The following is a 16,434-nucleotide window of genomic DNA, read 5'->3' as shown; positions in this document are numbered from 1 at the left end:
GATCGGATAACGGTCGGTGAGAGCCGTGCTACCAAGATCCCCACGCGTAGCGCGCTTGTCTTTGCTGGGTCTTTACGGCATCTTTACGGGTGGAGCGCCGGGAAGTCTGGTCGGCAACTCGACCCATCGTGGGTCGGGTTCGAGTTTTGCCAGTGGGGATGTGGTGCTCGCATGGGGTTGCAACGATTCGCCGCTGAGGCAGTGTCCGGTTTGACCGTGGCGATCGTCGCGCTGCCGCTGGCCATCGCCTTCGGCATCACCGCGACCGGCACGCCCGAAGGTGCGCTGGTCGGTTTGTACGGTGCCATTTTCGCGGGGTTCTTCGCAGCGGTGTTCGGTGGCACACCAGGCCAGGTGACCGGCCCGACCGGCCCGATCACCGTCGTCGCCACCGGTGTGATCGCCGCCCACGGACTCGAATCGGCGTTCGTCGCGTTCATCATGGCGGGTGCGTTCCAGATCCTGTTCGGGCTCTGCCGGCTCGGATCGTTCATCCGCTACATCCCGCACCCCGTGGTCTCGGGCTTCATGGGCGGTATCGCGCTGATCATCATTCTCGGCGAGCTCGATCAAGCGCAGAAGAGCTTCCTGCTGGTCGCGGTCACCATCGTGCTGATGCTCGTATCAGCACGGCTGATCAAGTCCATTCCGGCCAGCCTGATCGTGCTGGTGATCATCACCGCGCTCTTGCCGCTGACCGCGGACTGGCTCACGAATGTCACCGTCGGCCCGGTGCCGCTCAACACCGCGGTCGACTACATCGGCAAGATTCCCGAGGCCATCCCGACCATCAACACACCAGAGCTCAGCGGATCGTTGATCGTCAGCCTGCTGCTGCCCGCGTTGAGCATCGCGCTGCTCGGATCGATCGACTCGCTGCTGACCTCGGTCGTGATGGACAACATCACCGGCACGCGACACCGCAGCAACAAAGAACTCATCGGGCAGGGCCTCGGCAATATCGCCAGCGGCTTGTTCGGCGGTCTGGCCAGCGCCGGAGCAACCGTCCGATCGGTGGTGAACATCAGAAGCGGTGGCCGCACCGGATTCTCGGCGGCGACCCACAGCGTCGTGCTGTTGATCTTCGTGGCCGGACTCGGCGTCGTCGTCCAGTACATCCCGCTGGCGGTGCTGTCGGGCATCCTGATCGTCACCGCCGTCGGCATGTTCGACTGGGACACGATGCGCAAGGCGCACGTTTCCCCGAAAGGTGATGTGGTCGTGTTGTTCGTGACCATGGCGATCACGGTGATCGTCGATCTCACCGTCGCGGTCGCGGTCGGTGTCACGCTTGCTGTCGCAGTGCATCTAGTGCAGTCGCGGCAGCGAAAGGCCTTGATCGTCAAGGACGACAACGCATATCAGATCCACGGGCCGTTGTCCTTCCTGTCCACCGACGCCGTGTTCAGCAACCTGCGCGAGGACAAACCCGAACTTTCCGTGTCACTGGCCAAGGTCAGCTACCTGGACATGTCGGGGGCCAAGGCGTTGCTGACTTTCATCGACCACTCGGACCGAGACGGTGTCGATCTCACGATCACCGATGTGCCACCGCACATCGAAAACACGTTGTCCGACTTGGCAAGCCGAGAACAACAGACCAAGCTGGCAGCCGCGGTCAAACCAGGGTGACGGCGCCATCCACTTGATACGCCGCCCGGTTGACGCTCCGGAAAATGACAGGGTCGACGCGCGGTCCGTGGCAGTGCTGTGCGGTCGCGCCGACGTGGCGGTCATGGGAATCCGGCGCGCCGGTGCCGCCGATGGAACACCCAGACCAATGCCCAGGCGGCGATGCCGGCCGTCACCAATGTCACGACCGCTGCGCCGATTCCGGCCATCACTGCCTGCGTGATGGTCATCGGAGCGCTGGCCGGGACACCGTCGGAGTCCAGCCATACGGTCAGATTGTCGCCCCGCGCCGCGGTACGTGGCACAGCGACGGTCGCCGTTGCGTCTCGGCCGCTGCGGTGCCACTCCGCCCGGGCGTGATAACGATACGGCGCGACCCGCTGCGGCGCATCGGCGATCGTCGCTTCCACCTTGTATCTGCCTGCCTCAGAACGCGACTCAGCGGCGACGACGGCATAAGACCCCAACCCGGCCGCAACGGCGACGAGCACGCCCACTACAACCGCGATGTGGACCGGCGACGCACGCAGGCCCGTCGCGGGCACCAAGCGATTCCGGAGCCATGACAGTAGCCGGGCTGTTCCTGATCGAATTCGAAGCATCAGCGCCGACCCTGTAGGCGACAGAGCGATCCCTTGGACGGGAAGTCGTTAGCCAGCATCGTTCTATCACAGACGGCGCGGATGGCGCGGCGCATCGGAATCCTGCCTCGTTCGCCGCGGAGCTGGGGGCCTCCTCCATTGTGGAGATCAGCTCGAATACCGGATCAGTACACCCGAAACGGGCCCTGCGCTACCGCCACAGTGACAGTCGGCGGGTGTGCGGGTCGATGGTGTCCACCGGCCCGAACGCCGCGACGCACAGCGGGACGATGTCTTCCGCAAGCGTTGCCGCGACACGGGCGAGTTGTTCCTCGGTCGATCCGTCGAGCATGCCGTCACAGAAGTCGATCGAGTGGACATCCTGCTCGGTGAAGGTGCGCCGAAGTGTCTTCAGCTGACCGGTTTTGGCCGACAGGACGATCAGCCCATGGGCGGAGATGAAGTCGTGCGAGGTGCCCGACGCGTCGGGGTAGTCGATGAATGCCATCGCTTGTAGCAAGTCGGGCGCCTTGCATGCGGCTTTGGCGACGAGTCCCGCCATTGCGTGGGTCGCGACGTTGATCGCCCGTCCTGGCTCCTCGCGAAGCACCTTGTTGATCACGACATACAGCTTCATTTCGCTTGCCACCGAAACCCCACCGATATCCGAAATCTGAGCGTCCCTTTCGCCACGGCGACGTTGCCGTCGCCCAGATGATCACCTTGCGTGCTAGCTGTCGAAAGTACTGCCGTGGGCGACGAACTCGCAGCGCCCCTGCAAATGGATACGGTCGTTATCGATGAGCACGGTGACCTCGCCGCCCGGCATGGTGACCGTGACCGACCTGTCGACGTATCCAGCGCGGAAGGCACTATACGCGGCCGCGCAGCTGCTGCTGCCCGATGCCAGCGTATAGCCGGCGCCACGTTCCCAAATCTCGAGTTTCAACGTTCGCCTGTCGACGGCAGTGCAGAGTTGCACGTTGGTGCCGTCCGGACCGAATGCGGGGTGGTGGGCCGCCCAGGCGCCGACACTGCGCGCCAACTCCTCGGTGGCGTCCGGCACGAAGGCGGCGGCGTGCGGATTGCCGATGTCGACGCGATCGAACGTGACAACCGTGCCCTCGGGGGTTTCCAATGTCAGATCACCGAGGGACTTCGCCATTCCCATGTCCACCGACACCTCCCACGGGTCTGTGCTGATGATCTCGACGGGGCAGTCGCCCGCCAGGACCTCGAGCACGAATTTATCGGAGCGCAGATAGTTGCGGCGCAGGTACGCGGCGAACATGCGCAGGCCGTTCCCGCTCTTTTCGCATTCGGAACCGTCGGAATTGAAGATCCGCAAGGCTACCGATGTGTCCGCACCACGCTCGATGATCCGGTCGGTCGGGCCGAAGAGTACTCCGTCGGCTCCGATACCGAAGTTCCGGTCGCACAGGTGCCGGACGAGGGTGCCGTCCATCGGAGTCTCGAGCTGGTCGGGTTCGACCACGAGATAGTCGTTACCGAGTGCCTGCATCTTGGTGAAGGGGACCATTATTCGCTACTTTCACGTCGTCGCCAGCCAGCCCGCGAGGCAGAGGAATATCGTCCCGGCGACATTATTGATTCGGCGACTGTAGTTGTTGCTGGTTTCGGCGATGCGGCTACCGAACATGCCCGAGAGGTAACCGATCGGGCCGTCGATGGCGAAGTCGACTATGACGAGGACGAGCCCGAGAATGGCGAGCTGCTGTGGTACATGCCCCAGGCCTGGATTGGTGAACTGCGGCAGGAACGCAAGGTTGAAGAGAATCACTTTGGGATTCAACATATTGGTGATGGCGGCACTGCGAAACGATGCCAGCACCGGCTTGCGCAGTACTTTTGTGTCGGAAACCTCGCCGGTGGGCGGCTCCGGGTCGGCCCGGAACGACGAAATCGCAAGGTAGACAAGGTAGATGACGCCGAGCCACTTCAGCCCCTGGTAAACGGCGGGGAACTTGTGCACGAGCGCGGACAATCCCAGCACCGTGATGACGATATGGACAGCGAGTCCGGCGGCTACGCCCGCGGCCGCCGCCACTCCTGCGGCTTTGCCGTGCCGAGTGCCGAGCGTGATGATCAAGATCATGTCCGGGCCGGGCATAATCACCAGGACGACCGCGGCGAGCATGAACGGCCAGAACAAATTCCAGTCAATCATCGATGTCCTTTCGGTCGAGTAGCGCGACGTCGACATTGTTGTCGTGGAATACGGCTCCGCCGCCCAGGTCGGCGTCGCGTTCCTCGACCGTCGCGTTCACGGTCGGACCGCCGACGATCTTGCGCCAGCTGCCCTTTGTCATCGCGACCACCCCCGGTGGAACCGCGTCACTGACTTCGGCGCAGGTGCTGAATTCGCCCCGGCTGTTGAAAACTCGGACCCGGCACCCCGCAGCGATTCCGCGGGAGTCGGCATCCGCCGGGTTCAGGGTGACCGCAGCCCCACTCGACTTGCCCGCCAGCAACTCGTTGTTGAGAAACGTCGAGTTGAGGGTGTAATGCGAGGCTGTCGCCAACAGGGACAGCGGGTATCGGGCGTCCGCTCCCGATGTTTCCGCGGCAACCTGTGCGCTGAAGTCTGCGCTCGTCGGAAATTCGAACTTTCCGCTCGCGGTGCGGAAACCATCGGCGAAGGGGATGAACTCGTCGGGATAATTCAGCCGCTGCCATCCTTGCTCGCGCAATGATTGGACGGTGATGCCCTCCAGCGAAGGATGCGTAGAGTTCATCAGCTGGCATGCTATGTCGAAATCGCTGTCGTACAAACACGGTTCACGCAGCCGTAGCCCGGCGGCGATTCTACGGAAAATTTCGGTCGTCGACAGCGACTGGCCCGCCGGGACGACCGCGGGTTCGTTCCAGGCGATATACATGTGGCCGTAACCGTCGTGAATGTCGAGATGCTCTGTCTGCATCGTCGCGGGCAGCACGATATCGGCGTAATCGCAGGTGTCGGTCTGGAAGTGGTCGACAACCACGGTGAACAGATCTTCGCGCGACAATCCCCGGATGACGTTGGCCTGGCCGGGCGCACTGGCCACGGGGTTGGCGCCGTAGACGAACAGCACCTTGACCGGCGGCGACAGGTTCAAATCGTTGAGTGTGTCACCGAGCCTGGTCATGGATAGTCCCCGCACCGGCCGGGTCTGCAGGTCGTCGCGGTCGAGGGCCGCTCGGTTGAGCCCGAAATACCCGTCGGTCGAATAGGACACGCCGCCGCCGTAGCGACCCCAGTCGCCGGTCGCTGCCGACAGGCACGCCAGCAACCGCAGGACGTTGCCGCCGCCGGCATGGCGTTGCAACCCCATTCCCGCGCGGATGCCGACCGGGGGCGACGACGCGATCCGTGCGGCGAGGCGAGTGATCACCGATGCCGGTACGCCCGTTGTCATTTCGACGGCGGCAGGCGCGAATTCGGGCAGGCGGCCGCGGAAATCAGGCCACCCGTTGGTCATCGACTCGAGGTAGTCGACGTCGACCGCCTCGTGTGCGACCAACTCGTGGATCAAGCCGAGAATGAGATGCGCGTCGGTGCCGGGGCGGGGCGCGATGTGCTCGTCGGCCAGTTTGACCGTCCGGGTCCTGATCGGGTCGATCGCCACGATCCACGCGCCGTGCCTGCGTGCCTGCTGGACGAATTTCCACAGATGGTGCCCCGAGGTCACGGTATTGACACCCCACATGAGCACCAGCTGAGACGCCGCCAACGATTCGGGGTCGATTCCCAACGAGGTACCGGTGGACTGCGCGAGGCCTTCCTGACCGGCGATCGAACAGATCGTCATGTCATGGCGCGACGCGCCGATCGCATTCCACAGCCGCCGGCCCGACTTGCCCTGCAGGCCTTGGATATAGCCGAGGTTTCCCGTGCCCTGGTAGGGCCAGATCGATTCCCCGCCCCACCGATCGATCGCGTGCTCGAATTGGTCGGTGATCATGTCGATCGCCGTGGACCACTCGACCTCTTCGAATTTGCCCGAACCCTTCGGTCCCACTCGCCGTTTCGGGTTCAGCAGCCGCGACGGTGACCGGGTCTGTTCGAGGTACTGGCCGACCTTGACGCACAGCGCACCCGCGGTGAACGGGTGATCCTTGCGCCCGGCCAGCTTCACCGGCTCATCGCCGTCGACGGTGACCGTCCAACTGCAGCCGTCGGGGCAATCCAGTGGACAGGCACCGTGAACCAGCTTTATCGCCGACGGAACCGAGGCGACGTCACCAGGTTCAGCTGACATCGGAGAGGACCGCTTGTTCGTGTTCTTCGCCGTACCAGCGTTCGTCCCACCGGGAGAAGGAGACGATGAGGATGTCTCGGGTACCGGTCGTGGAACCGTCCGGTTCGATCGGCGTCACGTCGTGATAGACGCGTTGGTCGTCGAGAATGACCGCGTCGCCGGCGCCGAGCGTGCCGCGCCAGATCGGGTCGGCGTCTTTCGCGGGCCAGAGACGCATTTCGCCGCCCCGGACCTTGTTCCTGCTCAGGATCGAGATGATCACGAACTCGTGCCCGTCCTGGTGAATTCCCTCCGGCGTGAGCTCCGCCGACTTGTCGGTGGTGGTCTTGCTCCGGTTCTGGTGGACGTTGATCTGCCAGTCGACGGTCTGGTCGAGGAAGCGCTCCTGATCGATGACGTGTTTGATCGTGCTGACGAAGTCGACGGCGATCGGCGTGTACTCACGAAGGATGCCGCCCGCGACATTATTGAATTTCTTGAATGCCGAGTAGGCCCGGTGCGGCAGCAGTTCGAATTGCCATCCCTCGTCGCCGGAGAACTTCAGCCGATACTGGGAGAACCGCTTGTACCTGGTGCCGTGCGCCATGTAAGGATCGAGTTCGATTTCGTCATAGCTGGAAAGCACGTCAGCACCGACAGGTGGCAGGGTGACAAACTTGAAGCCGCGATCTTGCAGTTCGGACACGAGTCTTCCTTTCAGTGTGCAGCCCGCTCGAAGTGGGCTGGTTCGGTCAGCCGGAAATACGCACGGTGACGAAGTCGGCTGCCAGCGGCAGTTGGTGGATCAGTGGTGCACAGGACGGCGCGACAGTGATGGTGCACGGAACATCGAACACATCCGACAATTCGGTGATGGCGATGACGAGTTCTCTTTCGTTCTCGTCCAGATCCGCTGCGGTTGCCGAAACGCGTAGCTCGGCGGTGTGCATATTGATGGACAGACACCATTCATGGAACGCGGCGGACTCGACGCTGATCTCGCCCTTCCGGACGGCCAGCGTATTGTCGTCGACCTCGATCAGCATGAGACGAGCTCGTTCAGCAGCGCATCGAGATAGCGTTGCGAAGAGTTCATCCGCGCTATCGCCCCCCAGTAGATGTCGCCGGTTGCGCTCGGATCTTTGCGAATCTCCGGCTTGATGACGTTCCTGAAGAAACCGCTCGCGTGCCGGGCGTCGATACCGATGTGCTCCTTGTGGTAATCGCCGTTGCGCTCGGAGAGATTGTTCCGCCGCCACGCCTCGAGGAGTTGCGCGCAGCGCCGCGGGAAGAGGAACTCCGTCACCGCGAAGCTACCGATGGAGCGGTAGTAGAACCGCGGATTCACCGCCAGCGTCGCCGACAGGTTCCCGCAGATGAGCGTCTCCACCAGCCGGTGGGTGTTGACGAACTCGGGATCCGCCCCGACCTCGCGCATCGCGTTCTCGAACATCGAAGTATGCACCTGGGCGGCGTTGCCGTTGCCCATCTCGTCCCAGTAGTTACCGGCCAACTCCAGCTTCTGCTGGCTGTCACAGCCCAGTTGCATCAAGGCGATGAAGTCGTCGAATCGCGGATCGAGGGCGGTTTCCTGGGCAAGGTAGTATCGAATATCGGCAACGCCGGCTTTGAACGGAAGAAAGTCGATGTAGAAGGGGTGTCGATTGGCGGGGTGGGCGCGGACCGCTTCTTTCAGTTGCTGAACGAACTGATCGGGATCGTCGGTGAAAGGGATCTGCCCTTCGTCCATCCACTGGTCTTCGTACTCGATGACGAAATCTTCGAGGATCGCCTGTACCGGATCGAGAATCCCCTTCCGGTTGCACCACGACTCGTTGGGGCGCGGCTTGGTGAAATACGATCGGTGAATGGACTCCAGTGCGAGATGCAACTCGGTCAAGGCGCCGGTGGAACCTTTGCGAGCTCGCTCGACTGTATCCTCGGCGGCTGATCTCAGTATGTTCGCCGACTCGGCCGCAGCGTCTCCGCTGAACCGGCCCTGAATGGATCGAGCAGGGCCGAACTGGATTTCTTGAACAATGGCCGAAAGATTTTGGCCGATTACTACCGACGTTGTCACACTACCCCCCATAGGGTTGTCCAATTATGAATATGTGTTAGTTCGACTTCGCGCGCAGACTCAGGGCGAAAGCCTGAATCGACGTCGTGCTCGCATGCGTTTGCTCAATTGTCAATGATGTGTGCTTATACCCCATGCTGGAGGGGGTTTTGGTATCCCCGCCGACCCTCCTGAGGCCCCATAGGGCCGTGCGATGACCATACGGCCGCGCCCGTGGCCGAGTCAAGAGTGACATGTCGATTATGTTGCGGCGCAACAGAAACAAACCGAGTGTCCGGAATCGCCGGGGGATAGCGAGTTCGCGTATTTATGCGTTCGGCATGAATGCACCGAAGCGTTCTCAGGTTGGGTGAATGCTGATAAGGGTTGCGTTGCCGAGTCGAGATAACACCCTGGTATTCGGGGCTTGCGTACTCATTCGCAGGCAGATTGAGTCCTTCTCGTTGATTGGTGCCGTACGTCATCCGTCAAGATGGTGTCTCGCTGTGGGCGGTCAACCGCTCCGTATGCGTGTCCTGGCTCATCGAGGGCTCGGCGATTCGCGGCTCCAGCGCGATCTGCCGGATCGGCACTGGGAGATGGTGATTCGCTCCCGGAGTCCGAACTCGGTGGCGCTGCCGACCTCGGTCGTCGGCTGCACCCGCTGTTCGCTGAGTGATGACTGATCGGTCTGACTATGGTTAGCTATAGCTTGTGAGACTGGGCGAATCGGACGCAGGGAAGACGGACATGACAACCGCGGTTACGGTCAAGAAGCACATCCTGGAGCTGGGTGGGGCGTTCATGATGTCGCGCGAGGCAAGAGAATTCGGGCGGGCAACCGGGGTGGACGGATTCCACGGCCCCTACACCCGCGGCCGCGGCGGCGTGCTCGGTGAGGTGGATGCCGACGTGGTCACCGCGGCGTTCGGGTTCTTCGCACCGGACCGGGTCCGGTCGGCCTGGGAATCGGTATCGATCCCGCCCGCCGAGGCCGCCGACGGCTACCTCGCCGCATGTCAGGACTTCGGCCGCCGCAAGCTCGTCGCGTTCCCGGAGGCGGACAGGCTGGCGGAACTGCTGCAGGCAGTCGCGACCGCGGCCTCGCCCGCCGGGCTGGCGCTGTTCGCGGGGTGGCGCGCAATGCCGTTGCCGCAGAACGACTCTGCCAGAGTTCTGCAGTTGGTTCACGTGCTTCGCGAACTGCGTGGTGGGCTGCACTTCATGGCGTTGACCGCGAACCTGCTGACTCCCTTGCAGGCGATCCTGATCGCCGGATCGCCCATTCTCGACGGGCCTGATCAGGCCCGGCTGCTCGGCTGGCCGGAACCGTACGAGGAGATCACGACCGAGCAGCGCGAGCGCTGGGTGGCCGCGGAGGCTTTGACCGATCGAATGATTCAGCCTTACTTCGAGGTTCTCGACGAGTCCGAGCAGCAGGAACTGGCCGCCTTGCTCGCCTTCGCGCACGAGGTGGCGCTGGCTCGCTGAGGTTCTCGGTTCGACAGGGCACCGGCGGCTCGGCTGCGTCTAACGGCGCGTGGACGGGGACTGCCGGTGCCGTCGATGCGCGGCGCGACCTCGGCACACGCAACCGGCTCGCGAGGATTCGGATCGCTCCTCGCCGCGGCCGGATCCCAGCGATCCTGCACTTCGCACCAGACTCCATGCGATCTGCACCGAATCACCCGATCCCGAAAAGCCATCGCGATCGCCTCCGTGGCTGGTCACCCGTGCGATCGGTGCACGCAGGCAGGCGTTCGACCACGGCCGCCCAACCGGTAGTGACCCACCTGCACGCACTAACCTCGCGGCGGCGGCCCGGTCGTTACTGCATATCCGAGCCGACCGGACCGTCGCCGCGACCACCGAAGGCCACCATGTCACCCAGTCGATTCACCTTCCGCGAAACCAGCACCCGAGACCAGCAATTCCTGGCCGAGATGCTGATCGAAGCCGCCCATGCCTCCGGTGACGCCCTCACCATCCACGACCTGCCCGACACCCCCGGCTCCTACCGCTACGTCGCCGAGTGGGGAAAACCCGGCGACCTCGGCGTAATTGCCCACGATGAACACGGCACGCCCGTCGGCGCGGCGTGGGCGAGGCTTTTCGACGGCTCCATCGGGTCACCGGCGTTCATCGATGACCACACCCCCGAACTCACTATCGCGACAACCGCGCATGTTCGTGGTCGAGGGCTGGGCACTGCATTGCTCCGGCAACTTCAGGACGCCGCCCGACGAGCGGGGCTGCAAACTTTGGCACTCGGGGTCCATCGCGACAACCAACCGGCGCAACGGCTCTACCGCAACGAAGGATGGACTACCCACACGACAGCGGGGGAGTACGACATCTTGGTCAGATATCTCCACTGAAGCCGAGTGATCGATGTCGGGTGAAGCATCGCCTTCTTATCGGGCACTATCGGACTGGGCCGAACAACTTCCTTGGGAGCACCGTATGCAGATCGCGATTGTCTTGTTCGACGGGTTTACCGCCCTCGATGCTGTCGGACCCTACGACGTTCTCAGCCGGTTACCCGAGACTGAAACAGTGTTCGTGGCCCAACAGCGGGGTGCGGTCCGCAACGACAACGCGGGCAGCCTCGCGATCGTCGCCGATCGCGCGTTCGACGAGGTCGACGCGCCCGACATCATTGTGGTGCCCGGCGGGCCCGGTGAAACGAAGCAGCGAAGCAACACGGTGCTGCTGGATTGGCTGCGCGCCGTCGACCAGACCAGTACCTGGACTACATCGGTGTGTACCGGGTCGCTGCTGCTCGCCGCCGCGGGACTGCTCGACGGGCGCCGCGCCACGTCACATTGGTTGGCGCTGGAAACTCTCGGCCGGCTCGGCGCGACGCCCACGTCCGAACGAGTGGTCGTCGACGGCAAGTATGTGACCGCGGCCGGAGTTTCTGCCGGTATCGATATGGGCTTGAGTCTGCTCGGAACCATCGCCGGTGAGCAGTTTGCGATGGCGGTGCAGCTGATGACCGAATACGACCCGCAGCCTCCCTACCAAGCCGGATCCCCCGACAAAGCGCCCGCAGACCTGGTGGCGAACCTCAGAGCAGCCAACCGCCACGAGCGCTGATAACGAGACCAGAATCGCACGCCCAACCCGGCGCGGTCGGGGATGAGGTTGTGCACCGTCGTCGGCCAAGGCGCTGTACTGCCTGTAAAGCATTGGGCGGCAAGGAATCCCCCTGGTCCGCTGCGGTGGGCCGGGGGATTGTGGTTGGCGTCCAGGTCGGCGCGGGCTGGATCGGCTACCCTGGGCGCTGCACTGGAGATTGTCGGATGTGAGGAAGTTTTATGGGAAGCGTTGTCCTCGACGTTGTCGCGTTGCTCGCCAATCGTGCAGCGATGTTCTGGAATTGGATGGCCACCGGGTCGTCGGGGTTTCCGCCGCTGTGATTGCACGCTGAACGGATAATTTGCGAACGCCCTGGTCTTTCGACCGGGGCGTTCGTTTTCGCCGACGTCTCAACGTGGCGCAGATTTGGTGCATACTTCCGGCTTCGCTCGGCGCAGCTATCTGGCCCCCATAGTCTTCTCGACCGAGGAGTTCGCTCGTCGCCCGACGTAGATCCGGTGCTGCCTCCCGCCTCGTTCGCGCGGGAATCCGGCCACCATAGTCTTTGCGGCCGAGGTGTTCGTTGTTCGGCCCGGTGTAGATCTGGTGCGTACGTCCCGGCTTCGTTCGGCGCGGGAATCTGGCCGCCATAGTCTTTCCGGCCGAGGTGTTCGTTCTTCGGTCCGGCGTAGATCAGTTGCGTACGTCCCGGCCTCGTTCGCGCAGGTATCTGGCCGCCCTAGTGTTTTCGGCGGCCAGCTTGCGGCACTCCCACCGGGACGGCCGGGAAAGTAGCCGTCGACGTCGCCGGCGAAGACGATGTGCCGTGCCGTTCTTCCGGTGCGCCGTTAACAGCGTGTCCTGACGGAGGTGTTGGTTCTTCGGCCTGGCGTAGACCCGGTGCGTACCTCCCGTCTTGTTCGCGGAGGAATCTGGCTGCCATAGTCTTCTTGACCGAGGTGTTCGTTCTCTGGCCCGGCGTAGATCTGGTGCGTATCTCCCGCCTCGTTCGCGGGAGCCTGGCCGCCATAGTTTTTGCGGTCGAGGTGTTCGTTGTTCGGCCCGGTGTAGATCTGGTGCGTACCTCCCGGCGTCGTTCGGCGCGGGAATCTGGCCCCCATAGTCTTTCCGGCCGAGGTGTTCGTCCTTCGATCCGGCGTAGCTCCAGTGGGTACCTCCCGCGTTGGGTGCAGGAATCTGCCCGGCGTGTGCTGAACGCCGTTGGGTTAACGGGATTTCGCCGTCCATCCGGGTATACCCCCCGTATGTTGAGCACCGTGAGCACCCCCGGAACCACGCGCCGCACCCCGAGTTGGTTCGTCCTCTGGATGGGGCTGCTGACAGCCCTGATCGTGTTGTGCTGCCTAGCCTTGTTCTGGCAGTTGGCCGCCGAAGGCACCTTCCCCGTCCAGGTGGTGCTGTGGTCGGCCATCGGCATCCTCGGCGCGGTCGCACTGCTGTTCGCCCTGCTCGGCCTGTTCCGCTACCGCTCCTTCTTCTACAGCCTCATCGCCCCGCTCGTGATCGGCATCTTCGTCGCCCTCGTCTGGTACGACGTCCCCGAAACCACCGGCTGGAAACTCTCCCGCAACATCCTCCAGAACCAAGCCGCCGACTGCGCCAACCCCGGCAACCGCACCCGTCTTGGCGTCTACACCATCACCTACATCACCCGCCGAGACGGCGGCTGCCTCTTCTACACCCAAGGCGAAGAATCCAACTCCGCCAAGGGTTTCGCCTACTTCCCCGACACCGCCCCGCCCTACCTCGGCACCCCCACCTCCGGCATCGGATACGAAACCTTCCAAGGAAACTGGTACCGCTTCACCGAAGAGTCCTGAGCAGCTGCACCTCCCAGCCCGTCCAACAGCTGAGACCGTCGGCACCCTCACCGTCCCGCAGGCAACCCCAAAACCTACCGCCGGTGCCACCGTCAGCAAGACAGTTGCACCGTCAGCAAGCCAGTTTCACGTGACGTAGGTTGCGCGCTCTTGACTGATGCTGCAGCTTTCGTCAAGAACGGGCTCGGTGGGTCAAGTGTGCGTTGTTCACATGTGTGGAGGTGGGGGTGGTTTTTGGTGGGGGAGTTGGGTGGGGTGGGGGGATGGAGTCGTTGATTTTTCGGAGGGATGCTCGGCGGGAAGGGGTTTCGGATGGGGAGTTGCGGGCGGGGCGGCGGCGGGGCGAGTTGGAGCGGGTTCGTCGGGGGGTTTATGTCGAGCGGGCGGAGTTCGAGCGGCTCGATGGTGGGGCGCGGCTTGCATTAGGTGTGCGGGCTGCGTTGAGTGGGCTCGGGGGTGACGTGGTGGTGAGTCATCAGTCGTCGGCGATCATGCGGGGGTTGCCGTTGTGGAATGTGGAGTTGGGGCGGGTGCATGTAAGTACTTGTGCGCGTGGGCAGTCCAGGAAAACTGATCGCCTTCATGTGCACAGTGCGCCATTCGACGAGACGGAGGTGACGATCGTCGACGGGTTGCGGGTGCTCTCGGCTGCCCGCACCGTGGTGGATCTGGCCAGGACGGTGCCGTTCGAGGAAGCTGTGGTCATCGGTGACGCCGCAATGCACAGTTATCGGCTCACCACGGAAGACCTGCTGGAAGCGTTGGACCGCTGGCCGCGCAGACCTGGAGCTGCAAAAGCCCGACGGGCGATCGCCTTCATGGATGCCCGCAGCGAAAGCCCCGGCGAATCCCGCAGTCGAGTCCGCATGCACCTGGCCGGCCTCCCCGAGCCCGAACTCCAACACGTAATAACCGACGCCCAAGGCAATTTCATCGCCCGCGTCGACTTCGCCCTCCCCGAATTCGGCATAGTCGGCGAATTCGACGGCCGCGCCAAATACACCCGCCTCCTACGCCCCCACACCACCCCCGCCCAAGCCGTCTACGAAGAAAAACTCCGCGAAGACGCCCTCCGTTCCCAAACCCTCCAAGTCCTCCGCTGGACCTGGCCCGACCTAAACCCCTTCCACCCCACCGCTACCCGCTGGCGCAACGCCATAACCCGAGCCACCCGCTGACTTGACGTACTGAGCATGCTCTTGACGTAGGTTGCAGCATGCGTCAAGAGCACGCGCCGTGCGTCAAGTCGGATTGGATCTACAGGGCGAGTCTGCCGCCGTCTACGGTGATGATTTCGCCGGTTACCCAGGAGCTGGTGGGTTCGGCTAGGCGGGTGATCCAGGGGGTGATGTCGGTGACCTCGCCGATTCGGCCGGTGGGGGCTGTGTCGGCGTAGCCGGAGCGCCAGTCGGCGATTTCGGTGGGGGAGATGCCGCTGGTGGCGAGGATGGGGGTGCGGACGTTTCCGGGGGCGACGCCGTTGACGCGAATGCCCTTGGGGCCGAGTTCTACTGCCCAGCTGCGGATGAGGCTGTCGACGGCGGCCTTGCTCGCGGAGTACACCGATTGCGTCGGGGCGGCGAGGCGGGCGGAGATGCTGGAGACCACGACGATGTTGCCGCCAGGGGAGCGCAGCAGCGGAAGTACTTTGGCGGTCAACAGGATCGGGCCGAAAACGTTGACCTCGAACTGCCGACGGACGGCGGCGGGGTCGAGATCGTCGAGCGGGGTGGTGCCGAAAATGCCTGCGTTGTGCACGAGTACGTCGAGTGTGCCGCCTTGGGCGTGCACGGCTGCTGCGACCGCCTCAGCACCTTCCTCGGTAGCGACGTCGGCAACCACGGGGATCACCGCCGGGTGCAGGGCGGCGACTTCGTCGAGGGGCGCGCTGCGGCGACCGGTGATCGTCACGCTGGCCGCACCCTGCTCGGCGAACGCGAGTGCCGCGGCCCGACCGATCCCGGTTCCACCACCGGTGACGACAACATGCTGCTCCGCAAACGTCTTCTCGGACAATGCCGTGCCTCTCTCCTGTAGGCCGAACATCGGCTTCGGCCCTCCGTCGTGGCCAACACGGCGCCGCGGTCCCGCATTCCGAGCGGGTTTCGTCGCACCCACGAACACACCTGGAATTCCTGTGGTGGGTGGGGTGTTGCGAGGGGGGTGTGACGGAAGCTGGAATGAACGTACTTGTCGTGTACGCACACCCTGAGCCCGGCTCATTGACCGGAGCGTTGAAAGATGTTGCGGTGGAACAGTTGCGGGCGGACGGGCATGAGGTCCGGATAACTGATCTGTATGCGATGGGGTGGAAAGCGCAGGCCGATGTTGAGGACTTCGGGGCAGTGGGGGAGTCGAATTTCATGTTGGCCTCCGGGGAGGCCTATCGGAATGGAACGCTGAGCGCTGATATTCGCGCTGAGCAGGAAAACCTGCTGTGGGCCGACACTGTTCTGCTGCATTTCCCGCTGTGGTGGTTCAGCATGCCCGCGATCATGAAGGGGTGGGTGGATCGGGTTCTCACCTGCGGGTTCGCTTATGGGGCGGGCGGTGATGCGATACCGCGCTACGGTGCGGGGGTGTTGGCGGGACGGCGGGCGATGCTGGTGGTTTCGGTCGGCGGGAAAGAACCGTCCTATTCCGATCGGGGGATCAACGGGCCGATCGAGGATCTGTTGTTTCCGATTCAGCACGGCATCCTGTATTACCCCGGCATGGACGTGCTGCCGCCGTTCGTGGTGCACGGGACGATTCGGGTCGACGACGAACGGTTCGGTGAGATCGCTGACGATCTGCGTCGCCGGGTATCGGAGCTGGAAAAGCTCGAACCGATCCGCTATCGGCCGCAAGGTGGCGGCGACTATGACCGAAGCCTTCGATTAGTGGCAGGCCGGGAAACGCTGGGGTCCACCGGATTCGGCCTGCACATCGCCCATTAAGTCGACCGGCGGGGACGAGATCACGCCTACCGTGCTGGCGAACGGGCACCAACTGGTCAA

General features: G+C 63.4%; 16 protein-coding genes and 1 pseudogene. 8 read left to right on the top strand and 9 right to left on the bottom strand.

Annotation, left to right across the window (positions count from 1 at the left end):
- Positions 1–171 precede the first annotated feature (171 nt).
- Entirely contained in the window at positions 172–1,632 is a 1,461-nt protein-coding gene (locus IBX18_RS11095; protein WP_194833586.1) for a SulP family inorganic anion transporter, read from the top strand.
- A gap of 101 nt (positions 1,633–1,733) precedes the next feature.
- Here the strand turns inward: IBX18_RS11095 and IBX18_RS11090 are convergent, their stop codons facing one another.
- From IBX18_RS11090 to IBX18_RS11055, 8 genes are all read right to left on the bottom strand, one after another.
- Positions 1,734–2,177 carry a hypothetical protein gene (locus tag IBX18_RS11090; RefSeq protein WP_194833585.1) on the bottom strand — a complete coding sequence of 148 codons (444 nt, stop codon included), beginning with the start codon at positions 2,175–2,177 and terminating at the stop codon, positions 1,734–1,736.
- 247 nt (positions 2,178–2,424) lie between these two features.
- Positions 2,425–2,862, bottom strand: coding sequence for a DUF2000 domain-containing protein (locus IBX18_RS11085; RefSeq protein WP_194833584.1), 438 nt, complete (start codon positions 2,860–2,862; stop codon positions 2,425–2,427).
- Positions 2,863–2,943: 81 nt separating this feature from the next.
- On the bottom strand, positions 2,944–3,753 hold the full coding sequence (dapF, locus tag IBX18_RS11080) for a diaminopimelate epimerase (RefSeq protein ID WP_194833583.1): 810 nt from the start codon (positions 3,751–3,753) through the stop codon (positions 2,944–2,946).
- Positions 3,754–3,765: 12 nt separating this feature from the next.
- Positions 3,766–4,437, bottom strand: a complete 672-nt coding sequence (locus IBX18_RS11075; RefSeq protein WP_194833582.1) for a LysE family translocator — start codon at positions 4,435–4,437, stop codon at positions 3,766–3,768.
- The gene (locus IBX18_RS11070; RefSeq protein WP_194833581.1) at positions 4,394–6,475 is read right to left on the bottom strand and encodes a molybdopterin-dependent oxidoreductase; all 2,082 of its coding nucleotides are present in this window, start codon (positions 6,473–6,475) and stop codon (positions 4,394–4,396) included. The genes IBX18_RS11075 and IBX18_RS11070 overlap by 44 nt, the downstream gene beginning before the upstream one ends.
- On the bottom strand, positions 6,465–7,160 hold the full coding sequence (locus IBX18_RS11065) for a 2OG-Fe dioxygenase family protein (RefSeq protein WP_306796225.1): 696 nt from the start codon (positions 7,158–7,160) through the stop codon (positions 6,465–6,467). The genes IBX18_RS11070 and IBX18_RS11065 overlap by 11 nt, the downstream gene beginning before the upstream one ends.
- 46 nt (positions 7,161–7,206) lie before the next feature.
- Positions 7,207–7,500 carry a hypothetical protein gene (locus IBX18_RS11060; RefSeq protein ID WP_194833580.1) on the bottom strand — a complete coding sequence of 98 codons (294 nt, stop codon included), beginning with the start codon at positions 7,498–7,500 and terminating at the stop codon, positions 7,207–7,209.
- Positions 7,494–8,534, bottom strand: a complete 1,041-nt coding sequence (locus IBX18_RS11055; protein ID WP_306796224.1) for an iron-containing redox enzyme family protein — start codon at positions 8,532–8,534, stop codon at positions 7,494–7,496. Before IBX18_RS11055 ends, IBX18_RS11060 begins: the two co-directional genes overlap by 7 nt.
- A gap of 729 nt (positions 8,535–9,263) precedes the next feature.
- Between IBX18_RS11055 and IBX18_RS11050 the strand changes: the two genes are divergently transcribed.
- The 6 genes and pseudogenes from IBX18_RS11050 to IBX18_RS42020 all read left to right on the top strand — a co-directional run bounded on the left by IBX18_RS11050 (position 9,264) and on the right by IBX18_RS42020 (position 14,613).
- Entirely contained in the window at positions 9,264–10,004 is a 741-nt protein-coding gene (locus tag IBX18_RS11050) for a hypothetical protein (protein ID WP_194833579.1), read from the top strand.
- Between the two features lie 389 nt (positions 10,005–10,393).
- On the top strand, positions 10,394–10,891 hold the full coding sequence (locus tag IBX18_RS11045; RefSeq protein ID WP_194833578.1) for a GNAT family N-acetyltransferase: 498 nt from the start codon (positions 10,394–10,396) through the stop codon (positions 10,889–10,891).
- Between the two features lie 85 nt (positions 10,892–10,976).
- Positions 10,977–11,612 carry a DJ-1/PfpI family protein gene (locus tag IBX18_RS11040; protein ID WP_194833577.1) on the top strand — a complete coding sequence of 212 codons (636 nt, stop codon included), beginning with the start codon at positions 10,977–10,979 and terminating at the stop codon, positions 11,610–11,612.
- A gap of 1,259 nt (positions 11,613–12,871) precedes the next feature.
- Entirely contained in the window at positions 12,872–13,435 is a 564-nt protein-coding gene (locus IBX18_RS11035) for a hypothetical protein (protein WP_194833576.1), read from the top strand.
- Between the two features lie 263 nt (positions 13,436–13,698).
- Positions 13,699–13,800 (top strand): annotated as a pseudogene (locus IBX18_RS43400) (hypothetical protein); the annotation flags it as partial.
- Between the two features lie 249 nt (positions 13,801–14,049).
- Complete coding sequence (locus tag IBX18_RS42020) at positions 14,050–14,613, top strand: endonuclease domain-containing protein (protein ID WP_228540643.1); 564 nt, start codon at positions 14,050–14,052, stop codon at positions 14,611–14,613.
- A 79-nt stretch (positions 14,614–14,692) separates the two neighbouring features.
- Here the strand turns inward: IBX18_RS42020 and IBX18_RS11025 are convergent, their stop codons facing one another.
- Positions 14,693–15,451, bottom strand: coding sequence for an SDR family NAD(P)-dependent oxidoreductase (locus IBX18_RS11025; protein ID WP_194833574.1), 759 nt, complete (start codon positions 15,449–15,451; stop codon positions 14,693–14,695).
- A gap of 164 nt (positions 15,452–15,615) precedes the next feature.
- On the opposite strand from IBX18_RS11025, the gene IBX18_RS11020 reads away from it, so the two are divergent.
- Positions 15,616–16,374 carry an NAD(P)H-dependent oxidoreductase gene (locus IBX18_RS11020; RefSeq protein WP_194833573.1) on the top strand — a complete coding sequence of 253 codons (759 nt, stop codon included), beginning with the start codon at positions 15,616–15,618 and terminating at the stop codon, positions 16,372–16,374.
- Positions 16,375–16,434: the final 60 nt, after the last annotated feature.

This window comes from Nocardia sp. XZ_19_369 (assembly GCF_015355715.1).
GTDB lineage: Bacteria > Actinomycetota > Actinomycetes > Mycobacteriales > Mycobacteriaceae > Nocardia.
Note: the sequence above shows the minus strand (reverse complement) of the source record. Positions and strands in the feature narration are given on the sequence as shown.